The sequence below is a fragment of the Mesorhizobium sp. B2-3-14 genome (genome assembly GCF_006442175.1).
Lineage (GTDB): Bacteria > Pseudomonadota > Alphaproteobacteria > Rhizobiales > Rhizobiaceae > Mesorhizobium > Mesorhizobium australicum.
On record NZ_VFVP01000003.1, the window covers coordinates 35,960 to 53,331 of the forward strand.

The following is a 17,372-nucleotide window of genomic DNA, read 5'->3' on the forward strand; positions in this document are numbered from 1 at the left end:
GCCATGGCCAGAGCTGCCGTCCCTTCAATGCCCGGCCAATGCGCTTCACGGCTGCGCCTGGCCTTAATCATCCTGGCGTCTCTGCTGCTTGCCTCGATCGCCGCCGTGGCCGCCGACCTTCCGGCTCTCACCGGCCGCGTGGTCGACAATGCCGGCATCATCGATGCCGGCACACGTGCCGCGCTGACGCAGAAGCTGGCGGACTTCGAAACCAAGGGTTCCGACCAGATCGTCGTCGCCACCATTGCCAGCCTCGGCGGCGAGGAGATCGAGCCCTACGCCAACCGGCTGTTCCGCTTCTGGAAGCTCGGCCAGGCCAAGGAGAACAACGGTGTCCTGCTTTTGGTCGCGCCAAACGACCGCAAGATGCGCATCGAAGTCGGCTATGGGCTGGAAGGCACGCTGACCGACCTGCACACCAAGCTGATCATCGAGAACGACATGGTGCCGGCCTTCCGCACCGGCGATTTCCCGGGCGGCATCTCCAAGGCCGTCGACGACATGATCATGGTGCTGAACGGCAATCCGGAGGAGTTGGAGGCGCGCGGCCGGCGCAATCCCGCCGACAGCAGCACCCCCATGGATCCGGTCGTCACGGTGTTCCTGATCCTGTGGGCGACGATGTTCTTCGGTGGCCTGGCAATGGCCTTCCTGCCGCCGATGTTCGGCACAAAGCTGTCGCCGGGCGTGTATCGATGGCTGGGTATGACGTTTCGTTATGGCCAGGGAGCGGGCGGATCATCCGGAACCAGCGGTTGGACGAGGTCGTCGGGCGGCGGCTGGTCCTCGGGCGGTTCCGGCAGTGGCTGGTCGTCGGGCTCAAGCAGTGGCGGCGGGTTTTCCGGTGGCGGCGGCTCGTCCGGCGGTGGCGGTTCTTCAGGAAGCTGGTGAGACAAGATCATGGCAACACGACCGATCAGCCCGCAGGATCATGAGCGCATCGCCGCTGCGATCCGCGCCGCCGAAGCGCAAACCGACGGCGAGATCTACTGCGTCGTGGCGCATGCAAGCCATGGCTACTTAGCTCCCGCAGCCTTGATGGCGACCCTCGGCATGCTGGTTGTCAGTCTCGCCGTCGCCTATGGGCTGGAGGCCTGGTGGCTCACCATCCGCCTGCCACATTTCGTCATCGCTCAGTTGCTGGCCATGGCCTGCGTGCTGGCCCTGTTGTGGACGCTGCCCGGCCTGCGCATCCATATGGTGCCGCGTCGGCTGCGCTATCAGGCCGCGCACGCCAATGCGGTCAAGCAGTTCCTCGCCCGCAACGTCCACCGCACCACGGCGCGCACCGGCGTGCTGATCTTCGTCTCGATCGCCGAGCGCTACGCCGAAGTGGTCGCCGATTCGGGCATCGACGCCAAGGTCGGCCAGCATGTCTGGGACGGCGTGGTGCGCGATCTGACCGCGCATGCCGGCCACGATCGGCTTGCCGACGGTTTCGTCAAGGCGATCGAGGGGGTCGGGGCCGTGCTGGCCGAGCACTTTCCGGTTACTTCGGGCGATACCAACGAGCTCGACGACCATCTGGTCGAAATCTGAAAAGCCCTACCTGCAAACGCTACTCAGCCGGACGCCTGACGCGGCTTTCTGCGCTTCCGATGCCCACGGACCTAAAAGTCCGCTGGGTTTCGGTACTCGAAAGCCGCGCCATCCGCCTCGGCTGAGCGCGTTTTCAGGCAGGCTTTGGCCAATGTCGGCAGTGTCATGATCGTCTGTGCGAAAGCGGACCATCGGCCGCCGGGACTCTTGCAATCGGGCGATGCGGGTTTATGGTTAACAAATCATGAATACGCTGACGATCGACATTCGGAAGGCAGACCCGCGCGATGCCGGCGCCATCGCCGAAGTGCACCTCGAGGCTTGGCGCGGCGCGTATAGCGGAATCATTCCGCACCGCACGCTGACATCTATGATCAACCGTCGCGGAAGCGACTGGTGGGCCAACGCCATCCGCCGCGCCGCCACCGTCCTCGTCGTCGAGATCGGCGGCACGATCGCCGGCTATGCGACGATCGGCAAGAATCGCGCCAAGGAGCTCAAGCAGCAGGGCGAGATCTACGAATTGTACCTGCGCCCGGAATATCAGGGCATCGGGCTCGGCAGGCGGCTGTTTTCGGCGGCCAGGGCACGTCTCGCCGACCATGGGCTGAAAGGCATGGTGGTGTGGGCGCTGGAAGACAATCAGAACGCACTTGCCTTCTATGCCGGGGCCGGCGGCCGCGACATCGCCGAAGGGGTCGAGATTTTCGAGCAGAAGGCGCTGAAGAAGGTCGCCTTCGTCTGGGAGTGACCGCCTGGGGATAATCGCGGAACGCGTGGTCCCGGGCTCACGCACATCACGACCTTGAAACATCTTGTGCCGATGATTGAACGGGTCGACCGCCATCGCGTCTCGCCGGACGCCTGTAAGCACCATTCGCCGCATTGCACCATTTTGCGCCGCCCGCTATCTCCTGCCGACCGAGAGAGGGACAAAAGACATGCGCATCGAAGCCATAGCCACCGGAAAGAATCCGCCTGAGGACGTCAATGTCATCATCGAGGTGCCGATCGGCGGCGAGCCGATCAAGTACGAGATGGACAAGGAGGCCGGCACGCTGTTCGTCGACCGCTTCCTGCACACCTCGATGCGCTACCCCGGCAATTACGGTTTCGTGCCGCACACGCTGTCGGGCGACGGCGACCCGATTGACGTGCTGATCTGCAACACCCGCGCTTTGGTGCCGGGCTGCGTGATCAACGTGCGGCCGATCGGCGTGCTGATCATGGAAGACAATGCCGGCCAGGACGAAAAGATCATCGCGGTGCCGTCACCGAAGCTGACACTGCGCTACGAGAACGTCACCGAATACACGCAGCTGCCCGACATCACGCGCCAGCAGGTGCAGCACTTCTTCGAGCACTACAAGGATCTGGAACCCGGCAAATGGGTCAAGATCGAGGGCTGGCATGATTCCAAATACGCCAAGAAGATGATCATGGACGCGATCGACCGGGCGAAGGCGAGCAAGTAGCTCGAGCGGTCAGTTATCGACCCGGCCGAAAGCCGGCACGTCGCCAATCACCACGCGCTTGTCCTTGCCGCAGGCGAAGCCTTTCGCCTTCTCGTCGGCGATCTTGCGCGCCTGGTCGTTGGCGGCGGGGTTACCGGTGGCCAACACCAGGCCGACGGTGCAGCCGTCCCGGGCGTCCATCTGGGCGACCTTGGCGACGAGCAGCACCTCGGTCTTCTTGGTCTCGTCCTCGCCATTGCTGATCGAGCGGCGGTGGATGACCGCGAACGGCACGGCTTTGTCGCCATTGGTTTCGACGCGCCACTCGACCTTGGCTCCGGACGAATTCAAGGCGGAAAAACTTTCCCAGGTGGACGTCATGTCGCCGCTGGGCGGAAAACCATAGAACAGCGATTCGCGGGCGTCGTCATATCCGACCAGCACGGGATAGCCGCGATAGCCGGAGCAGGCGAGGTCGGCCCAGTCGCCGTCGCCCTGCCCGGCCTGCGCATAGGTCACGCAGTCCTTCTTCCAGTCGAGGTCGGTGTAGGTGCTGGATATGTCGCCGGCCTGTGCCGCCTGGCAAAGGCCGGCGAAGGTGAGCGGGATCAACAGGCTGCGCATGGCGGAGATCTCAGTTGGAGGTCGTCCCAGCGTATCGCCAATCGCTATTTCTTCAAGCTGGCTTCGATCAGCAGGTCGGCGTTGCGGGCAACCGACTGCGCGGGTCCGCCGAGGCCGAACAGTTGGCCGCTGATATAGGCGCCTTCGATAAGCAGCAGCAACCCGTCGCCCAGCGTGTCGGGGTCTTGCGCGCCCATCGCAGCCGCCATGGCGCGCAAGCGGCGGCGCAATTCCTGCTTGTTGGCCTCGCTGACGACGCGAGCCGGATGGCTGTGATCGGGATATTCGACCGCCGCATTGGTCATGCCGCAGCCGCGATAGCCCGCCACTTGCGTTCGCTTGCCGATGCGGGTCAAGAAAGCCTTGATCTGAGCGCGCGGGTCGCCGGGGTTGGCGGCGACGGCCTCGTCGAAACGCTCCCAATATTCAAGATCGTATTGCCTGAGGTAGGAGGCGGCCAGCTCGTCCTTGGAGGGAAAGCTGCGATAGAGGCTGGGCTTGGTGACGCCGGCACGCTTGACGATTTCGTCGACGCCGATCGCCCGGATACCGCGCCGGTAGAACAGGTCATAGGCCACGTCGAGAATCTTCTTGGCGGCCTTCGGTGGCGCCGACGCATGACCGTCGCTGATGGTCAGTTCAATATTTTTGTCGCTTGGCATCATGGGACTCGATTGACAATGTTACCGATCGGTACGTATACATGCTCCCATCTTGCAACGTACCGGTCAGTAACATGATAGCTCAATCCCGTCCCTTTGGCCAGCGCTACGCTTTCGTGGTGGTGGGCGTCATCTTCCTCTGCCTGCTGATCGCGGCCGGCCTGCGCTCGGCGCCTTCCGTCATGATGCTGCCGCTCGAAAACAGCTTCGGCTGGCGGCGCGACGTCATTTCGCTGGCCGCGGGCGTCGGCATCCTGCTCTATGGGCTGACCGGTCCGTTCGCCGCCGCGCTCATGGAGCGCATCGGGCTGCGCCGCACGCTGCTGGCGTCGCTGGTGGTGATGTCGGCTTCGACCACGCTCAGCCTGCTGATGACCAAGCCATGGCATCTGTTCATCACCTGGGGCGTTTTTTCCGGCATCGGATCCGGCGCTGTCGCCAGCGTCCTTGGCGCCACCATCGTCAACCGCTGGTTCAAGACCAATCGCGGTCTTGTCATGGGGCTGATGTCGGCCTCCAGCGCCACCGGCATGCTGATTTTCCTGCCGCTCATCGCCTCGCTCGCCCAGTCAGGCGGCTGGCAGCCTGTCGTCATCGCTGTCGCGATCGCCACCGCGGCGTTGATCCCTCTGGTCTGGTTGCTGGTGCCGGAGCGCCCTGCCTCGATCGGAATGGTGCGTTATGGCGCCCAGGCGGATGATGTGCCGCCGACTTCGCCCGCATCACAAGGCAATTTCCTGGCGCATACGCTCAGCACGCTGCGCCGCGCCGCCGGCACGCGGGTTTTCTGGTACCTGTTCGCCACTTTCTTCGTCTGTGGCTTCACCACCAACGGGCTGGTCGGCACCCATCTGATCGCCTTCTGCGGCGACATGGGTATCGGCGAGGTGCAGGCCGCCGGCCTGTTGTCGATGATGGGCATTTTCGACCTGATCGGCACCACGCTGTCCGGCTGGCTCACCGACCGCTACGACCCGCGCAAGCTGCTCGGCGTCTACTATGCCATTCGTGGCCTGTCGCTGATCTATTTGCCCTATTCCGGCTTCTCGGCAACCAGCCTGATCATCTTCGCGGTGCTCTATGGTCTCGACTGGATCGCCACCGTGCCGCCGACTTTAAGGCTCGCCAACGAAGCCTTCGGCGACCGCAGCGGGCCGATCGTGTTCGGCTGGATCGTCGCCGGCCATCAGGTGGGTGCCGCCACCGCCGCTGCCTTCGGCGGCACCATGCGCGAACTGCAAGGCAACTACGAACTGGCGTTCCTGATTGCCGGCATGACGGCAATCGCCGCCGCCTGTATTTCGCTCCTGATCAACACCAGCCGGCCGGCCTTCGATCCCGAACCGCAGGCGGCTTGAGGCGCGTCGATAATTCAGGTGAGGCCGGCCTGCAAACGGCGGATTCCTGCGCTTCTCCGTTCTACTGCGTCGCAGTAGAACTGTGCTCACGTACAAAATGTACGCTCCGCTCGGATTCTCGAAAACCACTATTTTCGGCTCGGCCTGACCTGAATCTCAACACACCTCAGCGTGTAAGAACGGGCGCGGACGATCAGTCGGGGTAGCAGACCATTGGAATGTTGGGCCAGACCGCCGCGTCGCAGTTGGCGCTCGCCTGTCTCTGCTTGAAGGCGGCACTGACCGGCCCGGTCACCACGGGGTCGACGCCGTCGGGCGCGTCGGCAAAGGCCTGCTGCGCGGAAGGCGCATCGGCCGACATGGCCGGCCGCGTTTCCTTCAGCGTCGCGGCCGACTGCGCGGCGTTGGCCGCCAGCAGCATCGCAAAGGCGGCGGACGCGATAAGTGGCCAAAATCGGTTGAGTCTATCGGTCATGACGTTCGAACTGTCCGGGCCCTGAAAAGGTTCCCGCCTTGGTTAACAAAATCATTTCACACGCAGATGCTTAAGATTTGATGAGTATTTGGTATCGCGCGTCCCCTTTCGCAACTGCGAAAAACCCTGTATGAGCCGCGCAACCGAAAGAGGCAGCGCCTTTGGCCTGCTGCCTGCAACGCTTCCGAGACCAGAATCATGAACCTCCGTAATATCGCGATCATCGCGCACGTCGACCATGGAAAGACCACCCTGGTCGACCAGCTTTTGAAACAGTCCGGCTCCTTCCGCGACAACCAGCGCGTCGCCGAGCGTGCCATGGATTCCAACGATCTCGAAAAGGAACGCGGCATCACCATCCTGGCCAAGGCGACCTCGGTCGACTGGAAGGACACGCGCATCAACATCGTCGACACGCCCGGCCACGCCGATTTCGGCGGTGAGGTCGAGCGCATCCTGTCGATGGTGGATTCCGCCATCGTGCTGGTCGACGCCGCCGAAGGGCCGATGCCGCAGACCAAGTTCGTCGTCGGCAAGGCGCTCAAGGTCGGCTTGAGGCCGATCGTCGTCATCAACAAGATCGACCGGCCGGACGCGCGCCATGTCGAGGTGGTCAACGAGGTGTTCGACCTGTTCGCCGCGCTCGACGCCACCGACGAGCAGCTCGACTTCCCGATCCTCTATGGTTCGGGCCGCGACGGCTGGGTGTCGGAAAATCCGGAAGGCCCGAAGGACCAGCAGCTTGCGCCGCTGTTCGACCTCGTCATCAAGCATGTGCCGGCGCCGACCGTTCACCCCGGCCCGTTCCGCATGATCGGCACTATCCTGGAAGCAAACCCGTTCCTCGGTCGCATCATAACCGGCCGCATCGAGAGCGGCACGCTGAAGTCCAACCAGGCGGTCAAGGTGCTGCACAATGACGGCACCCAGATCGAGACCGGCCGCATTTCAAAGATTCTCGCTTTCCGCGGCCTCGAGCGTCAGCCGATCGAAGAAGCGCAGGCGGGTGACATCGTCGCCATCGCCGGCCTGTCCAAGGGCACCGTCGCCGACACGTTCTGCGACCTGGCGGTGACCGAGGCGCTGCATGCACAGCCGATCGATCCGCCGACCGTGACCATGTCCTTCCTCGTCAACGACAGCCCGTTGGCCGGCACCGAGGGCGACAAGGTGACCAGTCGCGTCATTCGTGACCGTCTGCTGCGCGAGGCCGAAGGCAATGTCGCGCTGAAAATCGAAGAATCGCCCGACAAGGATTCGTTCTTCGTTTCCGGCCGCGGCGAATTGCAGCTCGCCGTCCTGATCGAGACCATGCGCCGCGAAGGTTTCGAGATCGCCGTCTCGCGTCCGCGCGTCGTCATGCAGAAGGGCGAGAATGGCGAATTGCTGGAGCCGGTCGAGGAAGTCGTCATCGACGTCGACGAGGAGCATGCCGGTGTCGTCGTGCAGAAGATGTCGGAACGCAAGGCCGAAATGGTCGAGCTGCGTCCCTCGGGCGGCAACCGCCAGCGCATCGTCTTCCATGCGCCGACGCGCGGCCTGATCGGCTACCAGTCGGAACTGTTGACCGATACGCGCGGCACCGCCGTGATGAACCGGCTGTTCCATGCCTACGAGCCTTACAAGGGCGAGTTGCCTGGTCGCACCAACGGCGTGCTGATCTCCAACGAACAGGGCGAGTCGGTGGCTTACGCCATGTGGAACCTTGAAGATCGCGGTCCGATGGTCATCGATCCCGGCGTCAAGGTCTATCAGGGGATGATCATCGGCATCCACAGCCGGGACAACGATCTCGAAGTGAACGTGCTGAAGGGCAAGAAGCTGACCAACATCCGCGCCGCCGGCAAGGACGAGGCGGTCAAGCTCACCCCGCCGATCCGCATGACGCTGGAGCGCGCGCTGGCCTGGATCCAGGACGACGAACTGGTCGAGGTGACGCCGAAGACCATTCGCCTGCGCAAGCTTTATCTCGACCCGAACGAGCGCAAGCGTTTCGAGAAGTCGTCGAAGGCGGTCGGCGCGGCGTAAAGTTTCCCTTTTTCCGAGAGTTTGAGAGGGCGGAGCACTTGTTCTCCGCCCTCTTTCGTTCATCCACCAGCGGCCGAGATGATGGTCCGCCGGTCGGGCTCGCTGGCGAGATCGATGCGGATTGTCGCTCCCTCTCGGACCGGTTTGCGCAGGGCCTTTGCTCCATCCGGCTCGATGGTCAGCAGCCTCCGCTCGTCCAGTGCGTGAAGGCGCGACCGCGAGATGCCGAGTTCGTTGGCGAGCAGCCGGTCAAGCCTCAACGATACCGGTATTTCCAGACCAAGTCGGAGCTCCAGCACCGTCGCGCCTTGCTTAATCCCGCCGATCACCTGCTTGCGCACGACGACGTCAGGGAACTCTTCGACGCGTCCCACCTGGTTGCGTAGGGCGACGATGTCGAAGGCATGGCTCCGGACCAGTGCCGGATCATTGCTTTCGAGCGCCGCCAGCAGTGCCGGCGCGATATCGCGCCGGTTGCAGCGCTCGAAAATGCCGAAATTCCAGGAATTGTCGCAGTCGACGCAGCGATAGATCAGCCACACGTCGATGCGCTTGCCGTTGGCGTTGACGCGGAATTTCTCGCTGCAGCGGTAGGCTTTCACGAAGCCACAGCGATTGCCGTTGATCAGGGGTCGTGGTGCGATTTCAGGCGCGATCGTCCAGTGGACGCGCAGGGCGCAAGACATGCCGGTAAGTCCTTCCCGTTGGGAAGTTCATCCGGTCGGCTCTATCGAGATGCCCATGCGGGCGCGGCGTGGCGGGCGGCTGCGGAGATTGTGACGTCAGGTGTCGCTGGCGGTAAGCCGAGCGACAGCGGTTCAGCAGTGCCAAACCGGTCTCGAACCGCCGCCCAGAGGAACACATCAAAAAAACAAACAGGCACCGCTGATGCGGCGCCATGCAGGTGTGTCGGGGGAGTTGACGAGACCGGTGGTTACTGGGGCAAAGTGAAGCTCGAAATTGTTTCGCGGCGGCCCTTCTAGCGGCGTGACGCTGGGGCTGCAAGGGGCTCCGCAAGTCACGCTGAGGGGGTCAGCGCCCATGGCCCATATTGTCTTGCCTTTGCCAGAGACGCAGCTGTCGGGTTATTGTGGTTGGTGAAGCCCTTACGCGGAGACCCTCGCCATGCACCTCGCCTCGCTGCTGATTTTCGCCGCCGCCTTGTTCGTGGCCGCCGGTTCGCCTGGCCCATCGATCGCGGCGCTTGTCGCGCGCGTTATCTCGAAGGGGTTTCGCGATGTGTTTCCGTTCCTGCTTGCCATGTGGATCGGCGAAGGCATCTGGCTGTCGCTGGCGGTGTTTGGGCTGGCCGTGGTGGCGCAGACCTTCCATTTCGCTTTCGTCGTTGTGAAATGGATCGGCGTTCTCTACCTGGCCTATCTCGCCTGGAAGATGTGGACGGCGCCCGTCGACGCCAAGGAGGGCGAGATGCCGCGTGAGGATTCGGCCGGCAAGCTTTTTTTCGCCGGCATGGCCGTCACGCTCGGCAATCCCAAGATCATGATGTTTTACCTGGCGCTGTTGCCGACCATCATCGACCTCGCTTCGGTCAGTCTCGTCGGCTGGGTCGAACTGACGGCGACCATGGCGGTGGTGCTGATCGCCATCGATCTCGCCTGGGTGCTCGCCGCCTCGCAGGCGCGTAAGCTCCTCAGGAGCAAGCGCGCCATGAAGATCGCCAACCGCGTCAGCGCCACGACGATGGCCGGTGCGGCGGCGGCCATCGCGGCGCGGTAAGGCTATCTGGGCAAGACGCCGGCCGCAGGCATGGCGGCCGCCTTCGGCGCCTGCGGTCCGCCGGAATAGAATTTCGAGGCCGGGTTCTCCTGCATGAAATCGTAGGCGACCATGCCGAGCGGCCGCTTTTGCCGTTCCGATGCCGCCTGGTGCCAGGGGATCACCTGGCGCAGCGCCTCGAGCGCCGCGGTTGGCGCCTCGCCGAATTTCCGCTGCGGGTTCTGCGCCTTGCGGATTTCCATCCAATAGCTTGCCGTCAACAGGTCCTGCGCCAAGAGATGGAAGGATATGTCGACCGCCTCGCGGGCGCGTTGCGTCTTGATGCGGGTCTGCCCTTCCAGATCCTCGACGGTGGCGACGATCGCCTGGCCATTCGGCGTCACCGGCGTGCCGAGGTCGGCCAGTTCCTGCCAGAGATCGGTCGGCAGATAGCCATCGAAGGTCGGGATGTCCTTGCGCTCGTCGGGCTTCAGCACATCGATCGGCTTGATCACGGTAAAGAAGGGATTGCGGAAGCGCTCGATGCGCTGCGCCACCGCGACACCGAGATTGGTGAGAGAGATGGTGAAAGCCTCGACCTGATTGGCCATGGGATAGGGATCCCAGTTGGCGTTGGAGAAGATATAGCCGGACTTGCCGCCGCTCAGCGGCCCGCCCTTGATATAATATTTCATGAATTGCGGCGTGCTCAGCTCAGGCGAGCTCTGCGGCGTCAGGCCCGGCAGCACGGCCGGATTGTGATCCGACGAATTGATGGAGAGCAGCACGGATTGGCGCAGATCCGCCCAGGCCTGCCAGGCCGAGCCCTGACGCTGGCTGGAGGCGCGCATGCTTTCCGGATCCTGGATGATGCGGGCCTGATCCTCGTCGAAGAGATAGCTGCCCTTGATCATGTCCATGACCCGCGCGGCATCCCATGTCAGCCATGGGTAAGGCCGCGTGGATTGCACGGGTGCCGAAATCGGCGTCACGCTGGAATTCATGCCGTTCAGCCCCATGGCGTAGCTGAGGTCGGTCCACTCCAGCAGTTTTCGCGCGTCCTCCAGCAAAAGCACGGCCTGTGCCTGTGCGTAGGCATTGGTGCTGATCAGCGCGGCCTGGTCGGCGGCGAAAGGCTCGAGAGGCTTCAGACCGGCCTGCGAAAGGGCCTGTGTGGCCGGCATGCGGACGCCATCGAGATAGGCTTCGCCTTCGCCGACCATGGCCGCGCCGATATTGCCCAGCGTCGCGAGGTCGCCTTCGCCGAGCGTGCCGCGCGATTGCACGACCGGCGTCACCCGCTTGTTCAGCATGTCGACCAGCATATGCGTCAGCTGCGGGCTGGCAGCCTCGTAGGACATGGTGTTGGCGCGGATCGCCATGATGGCGCGTACCAGCGCTTCTTCCTGCAGCTCCGGCCCGTAGCCTCTGTTGACGCCGCCCTTGAAGCGGGCGAGCTGCTGATCCTTGAGCAGCTTACTGTTTTCCGGCGTCGTCGGATCGCCCGAGAAGATCACCGTCTCGCGCTGGTCGCCGGCGCCACGGTTGAACCAGTAGATGGTGACACCTTCGGCAGCACCTTCGAGCAGCAGGCCATAAGCGTCCGCCGAACGTTGCAGCGCCTCGGGACTGAGCTCGACCTTGGCGCCGTTGCGGGCGATGTCGATGACCTGTTCGACGGTCAGGTCATGGCCAGTCAGCGTTATCGTCTTGGCCGCGGCTGTCTCGAAAATGGGCTGGTAGGCTGTCACCGCCTCGAAGGCGTGGGCGGGTGGAGGGGCAAGCGCCAGCGTCATGGTCAAGGCGCGGAGAAAAATCCCGGGTTTGGCAATTGCATCAAGCATAGGGGGACTCCCATTCACGAAGCGTTGGCCTCGGGCATCAAGTTCACCCCTCGGAAATTTTGTTTCCCGGAAAACTAGCCGGCGGCATTCGCCTGTCAACGCTTGATGCGAAGCAGGACCGATGGTGGAACGCGCGTGGCCCTATCGCGCCATGGCGTGGTATTCGTCGTTCGGCCGCATGTCGATCGCGGCCGCGACACGGTTCGACATGTTGAAGAAGGCCGCGGTCGAGGCGATATCCCAGATGTCGCGATCGCTGAAGCCGGCCTGGCGCAGGGCCGCGCGATCGGCCTCGACGATCCTGGCCGGCTCCTCCGTCAGCTTGACGGCGAAGTCGAGCATTGCCGTTTGCTTCGGCGAAAGATCGGCGGCGCGGAAATTCATCACCATCATCTCACCAAGCAGGGGATCGCCCGAGAGCTGGCGCACCGCCGCGCCATGCGCGGTCAGGCAATAGTAGCAGTGGTTGATGGAGGAGACGGCGACCGCGATCATCTCGCGTTCCAGCTTCGACAGGCCGGACTCGCCCAGCATCAAATCATTGTACATGTCGGTGAAGGCGCGCAGTTTCTTGTCGTCGAAGGCATAGGCCTTGAGCACGTTGGGGACGAGGCCGAGCTTTTCCTCGCATTTGGCGAAATAGGCTTTTGTCGGCTCGCTCAGCTCTCCGGCGGCCAGGCCTAGCGCGGTGATTTTGCCGGTCATCGTGTCACTTCTCCTCGTCATGCGAAGCCTTGCCGCCGAATTCCGAGAATTCTTGGCAAGCCGTCAAACCTTTGTCGCCAAACAGCGGTCATCTGCTACCATAGTCGCAAAAGCATGCGACGGGAGGGAAGAAGCGTCATGGCCAGCGTAAAATCCGCAGCTAAGTCGAAGAAGAAGGCACCTGCGGCTAAGGCAGAGGAAAGGCCGGCCAGGCTCGCCGATTACCTGCTCGCCCGCGCGCCGGCGGAGGATATCGCCGCCTATGACGTGGCCGACCTCGAGCGTGCCGCCGATCTCGCCGGCCAGGCGGTCGCCGCCCACAAAAAGGGTGAGTGCGTCGTCGCCGTCGACGCCGATTCGGGCGTGGTTCGCGAAGGCCGTCCGGTGACCGTCATCACGGTGGTCAACGACAACATGCCATTCCTGTTCGATTCCATCCTCGGCGAGGTTACAGAAACCGCCGGCGAACCGACCCTGGTCACCCATCCGGTGATTACGGTCCGCCATGGCAAGACGGGTGTCGACGAAATCCTCGGCGATGGCAATTTCGCCAGGGATGACGGCAGCCACGACCGGCTCAGCGTGATCCATGTCCATATTCCCCGGCTGACGCCCGAACAAGCAAATGGCCTGGCCGAGCGGCTGCGCAAGATGCTCGGCCAGGTCCATGCCGCCGTCAACGACTGGCGGCCGATGCTAGCTCGGCTCGATCAGGCCATCTCCGAATTCCGCTATTCGGCGGTGCCGCTCGACAAAAAGAGCGTCGCCGAGGCGATCGCTTTCCTGGAGTGGCTGCGCGACGACAATTTCACTTTCCTTGGCATGCGTGAATTCAAATACACCGGCGGCGAGGAAAGCGGCAATCTGGAGCGGGCAGAAAAACCCGGCCTCGGCATCCTGACCGACCCGGACGTGCTGGTGCTGAGACGCGGCACCGAGGCGGTGACGACGACGCCGGAAATCCGCGCTTTCCTGCACGGACCGGAGCCGCTGATCGTCACCAAGGCCAATGCCAAGTCGCTGGTGCACCGGCGCATCTATCTCGATTACATCGGCGTCAAGACCTACAGCGCCAAAGGCACGTTGGCGGGCGAACTGCGCATCGTCGGCCTGTTCACCTCGACCGCATACACGCGCTCGGTGATGAAGATCCCGTATCTCAGGTCCAAGGCCGAAACCATCATCGCCAAGTCGGGGTTCGACCGCCACGACCACTCCGGTAAGGCGCTGATCAACGTGCTGGAAAGCTATCCACGCGACGAGCTGTTCCAGGTTCCGGTGCCGATCCTGCGCAAGCATGCCGCTGCCATTCTGGGCCTGGTCGAGCGGCCGCGCGTGCGGGCGCTGGTGCGCGTCGACCAGTTCGACCGTTTCGTCTCGATCCTCGTCTTCGTGCCGCGCGACCGCTACGACAGCGTCGTGCGCGAGAAGATCGGCACCTATCTGAAAACCGCGTTCGAGGGCCGGCTGTCGGCCTATTACCCGGCTTTCCCGGAAGGCGGGCTGGCGCGCGTGCACTTCATCATCGGCCGCTCCGGCGGCAAGACGCCGAAGGTCGAGCAGGCGACGATCGAGGCGGCGATCCGCGACATCGTGCGCACCTGGGAAGATGCGCTTGCCGATGCGGCCGAAGCCAGCGGCAGCGACCCGGCGTTGAAAGCCATCGCCGCGCGGCTGCCAGAGAGCTACCGGGATACGTTCAGCGCTGGCGTGGCGCTGGCCGATGCCGGACGAATCGCCAAGATCAGCGCCGGCAATCCGATCGACATCGATTATTACCGCCATGCCGAGCAGAAGCCGCACCAGGCGGCGCTGAAGATCTATCACCATGGCAGCCCGGTGGCACTGTCGCGGCGCGTTCCGGTGCTGGAGAACATCGGCTTCCGCGTCATCAGCGAGCGGACTTTCGAAGTCGGCGACGACCAGTCGGGCCTGGTCTTCATCCACGACATGGAACTGGAGAACAGCTACGGCAAGCCGATCGACCTCGCCGACGGCGGTGCGCTGTTCGAGGAGGCTTTCCTGTCGGTGTGGCGGGGCGACGTCGACAATGACGGCTATAACGGCCTCGCCCAGACCGCCGGCCTGTGGTCGGGCGAGATCACCATCCTGCGTGCCTATGGCCGTTACCTGCAGCAGGTCGGCATCCCGCAGAGCCAGGATTTCATCGCCGCCGCACTCAACCGCTATCCCGAGATCGCGCGCGGTCTGCACGCGCTGTTCATCGCCCGGCTCGGCCCGACGGCCGAAACCGAAGGCGTGGTGGCGGCAAAGCACCTCAAGGCCAAGATCAAGGATGCGCTGGAGGATGTGCCCAACATTGATGACGACACCATCATCCGCCGCTACCTCAATTTGATCGAAGCCTCGCTGCGCACCAATCATTTCGTTGCCGATACGAAAGAAAAAGGCCAGTCGCTGGCGATCAAGCTCGAGTCGCAGGCGGTCGAGGGATTGCCGGCGCCGCGGCCATGGCGTGAAATTTTCGTCTACGGCTCGGAGGTCGAAGGCCTGCACCTGCGCTTCGGCCCGGTTGCGCGTGGCGGCTTGCGCTGGTCCGACCGCGCCCAGGACTATCGCACCGAGGTGCTCGGCCTGGTCAAGGCGCAACAGGTCAAGAACGCCGTCATCGTGCCGGTCGGCGCCAAGGGCGGCTTCTATCCCAAGAAACTGCCGATGAGCGCCGGACGCGACGCGATCTTCGAGGCCGGCACATCGGCTTACAAGAACTTCGTTTCCAGCCTGCTCTCGATCACGGACAATATCGGCCTGGACGGCGTCATTCCACCGGCAGGTGTCGTGCGCCGCGACCAGGACGATCCTTATTTCGTCGTCGCCGCCGACAAGGGCACGGCAACCTTCTCCGACACCGCCAACGCCATCTCGGAAAAGCACGGCTTCTGGCTCGACGACGCCTTCGCCAGCGGTGGTTCGGCCGGCTACGACCACAAGAAGATGGGCATCACCGCCAAGGGCGCCTGGGAAGCGGTCAAGCGGCATTTCCGCGAGATGAACCGCGACATCCAGACCTCGCCCTTCTCTGTCGTGGGCGTCGGCGACATGTCGGGCGACGTGTTCGGCAATGGCATGCTGTTGTCGCCGAAAACGCGGCTGATCGCCGCTTTCGACCATCGCGACATCTTCATCGATCCCGATCCCGACATGGCGGCCTCGATGGCAGAGCGCGAGCGCATGTTCGCGCTGCCGCGTTCGAGTTGGCAGGACTATGACAAGACCAAGCTGTCGGATGGCGGCGTCATCGTTTCGCGCAGCCAGAAATCGATCACCTTGCCGGCTGCCGCGGCGGCGGCGATCGGACTTGCCAAGACGACCGCCACGCCGGTCGAGATCATGACCGCCATCCTCAAGGCGCCGGTCGACCTCTTGTGGTTCGGCGGCATCGGCACGTATCTCAGGGCATCGACCGAGACCAATGCCGAGGTCGGCGACCGTGCCAACGATGCCATCCGCATCACGGCGCTCGAGGTGCGCGCCAAGGTGATCGGCGAGGGCGCCAACCTGGGTGTGACGCAGCGGGCGCGCATCGAGTTCGGCATGAATGGCGGCCGCTGCAACTCCGATGCGATCGACAATTCGGGCGGCGTCAACTGCTCCGACGTCGAGGTCAACATCAAGATCGCGCTGGCGTCGGCAATGCGCAAGGGATCGCTGACGCGGCCGGCGCGCAACAAGCTGCTGGCCGAGATGACCGACGAGGTCGGCGGGCTGGTGCTGTCCAACAACTACCAGCAGACGCTGGCGCTTTCGATCGCCCGCAAGCGCGGCCTCGCCGACATCACGCATCAGAGCCGCTTCATGACGGCGCTGGAGGCACGCGGCCTGCTCGATCGTGTCGTGGAAACACTGCCGTCGCCGGCAGCGCTTGCCGAGCGCGAGGCGCGCGGCGAGCCGTTGACCCGGGCCGAGCTCGGCGTGCTGCTCGCCTATGCCAAGATCGTGCTGTTTTCCGACATCGTCGCCAGCGACGTGCCTGACGATGCGCATTTCGACCGCGACCTGATGGGTTATTTCCCGGACCGGATGGCGAAGAAATACGCTTCCGAGATCCATGGCCACCGGTTGCGCCGCGAGATCATCGCGCGTGTCGTCGCCAACGATCTGGTCAATCGCGGTGGGCCGTCCTTCGTCAACCGGCTGCAGGAGGCGACGGGGCGCACCGCAGCCGATGTGGTGCGCACCTTCGCCGTGGTGCGCGATGGCTTTGCGCTGCCCGCGCTCTATCGCGAGATCGACGCGCTCGACAACCTGGTCGACGGCCAGGTGCAACTCGATCTCTATCAGATGGTGAGCCGGCTTATCTATATGAGCAGCGGCTGGTACCTGAAGAACGATGCCGGCACGGCACCGCTCGGCCAGCGCATCGCCGAACTGCAGGATGCGCGCAAGGCGCTGGAGCCCAAGCTCGTTTCGCTGCTGCCGGCTTTTTCGCGCGAGCGGATCGAGGAGAAGCGGCACGGGCTGTTCAAGGCGGGCGCACCGGAAAAGCTGGCCGAGCAGCTGGCGATGAGCGAGGCGGCGGAGCTCATCCCGGACGTCGCGCTGACGGCCCGCACCGCCGGTGCCGATATCGTCGCGGCGGCCAAGGCGTTCTTCGCCGTCAGCGATGCCTTCCGCATCCCGCGCGTCGAGGATGCGGCGCGCTCGATCACGCCATCGGACTATTATGACCAGCTCGCTCTGTCCCGCGCCACCGACACGATCGGCGCGGCGCGGCGCGGCATCGCTATCGCCGCGCTTACCGGCCATGCCGAGGCGGCCGATCCGGTGGCGGCCTGGCTCGAAGCCGGTGGCGAGCGGGTGGCGCGCATCCGCGAACGGCTGCAGGCGTTGACGGAGGGCGGCGACATCACCGTGTCGCGGCTGTCGGTTGCGTCGGGGCTGATGAGCGATCTGACGGGCATGTGAGCCAGCGGTTGTCCGTTTGCATGATCATTCGAAACATGCAG

General features: G+C 63.8%; 14 protein-coding genes. 8 read left to right on the top strand and 6 right to left on the bottom strand.

Annotation, left to right across the window (positions count from 1 at the left end; genetic code table 11):
- Positions 1–3 precede the first annotated feature (3 nt).
- From FJ950_RS09020 to ppa, 4 genes are all read left to right on the top strand, one after another.
- The gene (locus tag FJ950_RS09020; protein ID WP_181171131.1) at positions 4–891 is read left to right on the top strand and encodes a YgcG family protein; all 888 of its coding nucleotides are present in this window, start codon (positions 4–6) and stop codon (positions 889–891) included.
- Positions 892–900: 9 nt separating this feature from the next.
- Entirely contained in the window at positions 901–1,539 is a 639-nt protein-coding gene (locus FJ950_RS09025) for a TPM domain-containing protein (protein ID WP_140616547.1), read from the top strand.
- 244 nt (positions 1,540–1,783) lie between these two features.
- Positions 1,784–2,290, top strand: a complete 507-nt coding sequence (locus FJ950_RS09030) for a GNAT family N-acetyltransferase (protein WP_015315131.1) — start codon at positions 1,784–1,786, stop codon at positions 2,288–2,290.
- A 190-nt stretch (positions 2,291–2,480) separates the two neighbouring features.
- On the top strand, positions 2,481–3,014 hold the full coding sequence (ppa, locus tag FJ950_RS09035; protein WP_140616548.1) for an inorganic diphosphatase: 534 nt from the start codon (positions 2,481–2,483) through the stop codon (positions 3,012–3,014).
- A 9-nt stretch (positions 3,015–3,023) separates the two neighbouring features.
- Here ppa and FJ950_RS09040 read toward each other — a convergent pair whose 3' ends face one another.
- On the bottom strand, positions 3,024–3,617 hold the full coding sequence (locus FJ950_RS09040; protein ID WP_140616549.1) for a hypothetical protein: 594 nt from the start codon (positions 3,615–3,617) through the stop codon (positions 3,024–3,026).
- Between the two features lie 44 nt (positions 3,618–3,661).
- The gene (locus FJ950_RS09045; protein WP_140616550.1) at positions 3,662–4,279 is read right to left on the bottom strand and encodes a TetR/AcrR family transcriptional regulator; all 618 of its coding nucleotides are present in this window, start codon (positions 4,277–4,279) and stop codon (positions 3,662–3,664) included.
- Between the two features lie 74 nt (positions 4,280–4,353).
- Here FJ950_RS09045 and FJ950_RS09050 point away from each other — a divergent pair, with 74 nt between their 5' ends.
- Positions 4,354–5,637 (top strand): MFS transporter, encoded by a 1,284-nt coding sequence (locus tag FJ950_RS09050; RefSeq protein ID WP_181171133.1) that lies wholly within the window; start codon positions 4,354–4,356, stop codon positions 5,635–5,637.
- 193 nt (positions 5,638–5,830) lie between these two features.
- Here the strand turns inward: FJ950_RS09050 and FJ950_RS09055 are convergent, their stop codons facing one another.
- The gene (locus tag FJ950_RS09055; RefSeq protein WP_140616552.1) at positions 5,831–6,112 is read right to left on the bottom strand and encodes a hypothetical protein; all 282 of its coding nucleotides are present in this window, start codon (positions 6,110–6,112) and stop codon (positions 5,831–5,833) included.
- A gap of 198 nt (positions 6,113–6,310) precedes the next feature.
- Here FJ950_RS09055 and typA point away from each other — a divergent pair, with 198 nt between their 5' ends.
- On the top strand, positions 6,311–8,140 hold the full coding sequence (gene typA, locus FJ950_RS09060) for a translational GTPase TypA (protein ID WP_015315136.1): 1,830 nt from the start codon (positions 6,311–6,313) through the stop codon (positions 8,138–8,140).
- 59 nt (positions 8,141–8,199) lie between these two features.
- Here typA and FJ950_RS09065 read toward each other — a convergent pair whose 3' ends face one another.
- The gene (locus FJ950_RS09065; protein ID WP_140616553.1) at positions 8,200–8,826 is read right to left on the bottom strand and encodes a DUF1062 domain-containing protein; all 627 of its coding nucleotides are present in this window, start codon (positions 8,824–8,826) and stop codon (positions 8,200–8,202) included.
- A gap of 439 nt (positions 8,827–9,265) precedes the next feature.
- Between FJ950_RS09065 and FJ950_RS09070 the strand changes: the two genes are divergently transcribed.
- Entirely contained in the window at positions 9,266–9,877 is a 612-nt protein-coding gene (locus tag FJ950_RS09070; RefSeq protein ID WP_140616554.1) for a LysE family translocator, read from the top strand.
- Between the two features lie 2 nt (positions 9,878–9,879).
- Here the strand turns inward: FJ950_RS09070 and FJ950_RS09075 are convergent, their stop codons facing one another.
- Both FJ950_RS09075 and FJ950_RS09080 read right to left on the bottom strand, forming a co-directional pair.
- Positions 9,880–11,700 (bottom strand): aromatic amino acid ammonia-lyase, encoded by a 1,821-nt coding sequence (locus FJ950_RS09075; RefSeq protein WP_140616555.1) that lies wholly within the window; start codon positions 11,698–11,700, stop codon positions 9,880–9,882.
- Positions 11,701–11,841: 141 nt separating this feature from the next.
- The gene (locus FJ950_RS09080) at positions 11,842–12,405 is read right to left on the bottom strand and encodes a peroxidase-related enzyme (RefSeq protein ID WP_140616556.1); all 564 of its coding nucleotides are present in this window, start codon (positions 12,403–12,405) and stop codon (positions 11,842–11,844) included.
- A 138-nt stretch (positions 12,406–12,543) separates the two neighbouring features.
- Here FJ950_RS09080 and FJ950_RS09085 point away from each other — a divergent pair, with 138 nt between their 5' ends.
- Positions 12,544–17,331, top strand: a complete 4,788-nt coding sequence (locus FJ950_RS09085; protein WP_140616557.1) for an NAD-glutamate dehydrogenase — start codon at positions 12,544–12,546, stop codon at positions 17,329–17,331.
- Positions 17,332–17,372: the final 41 nt, after the last annotated feature.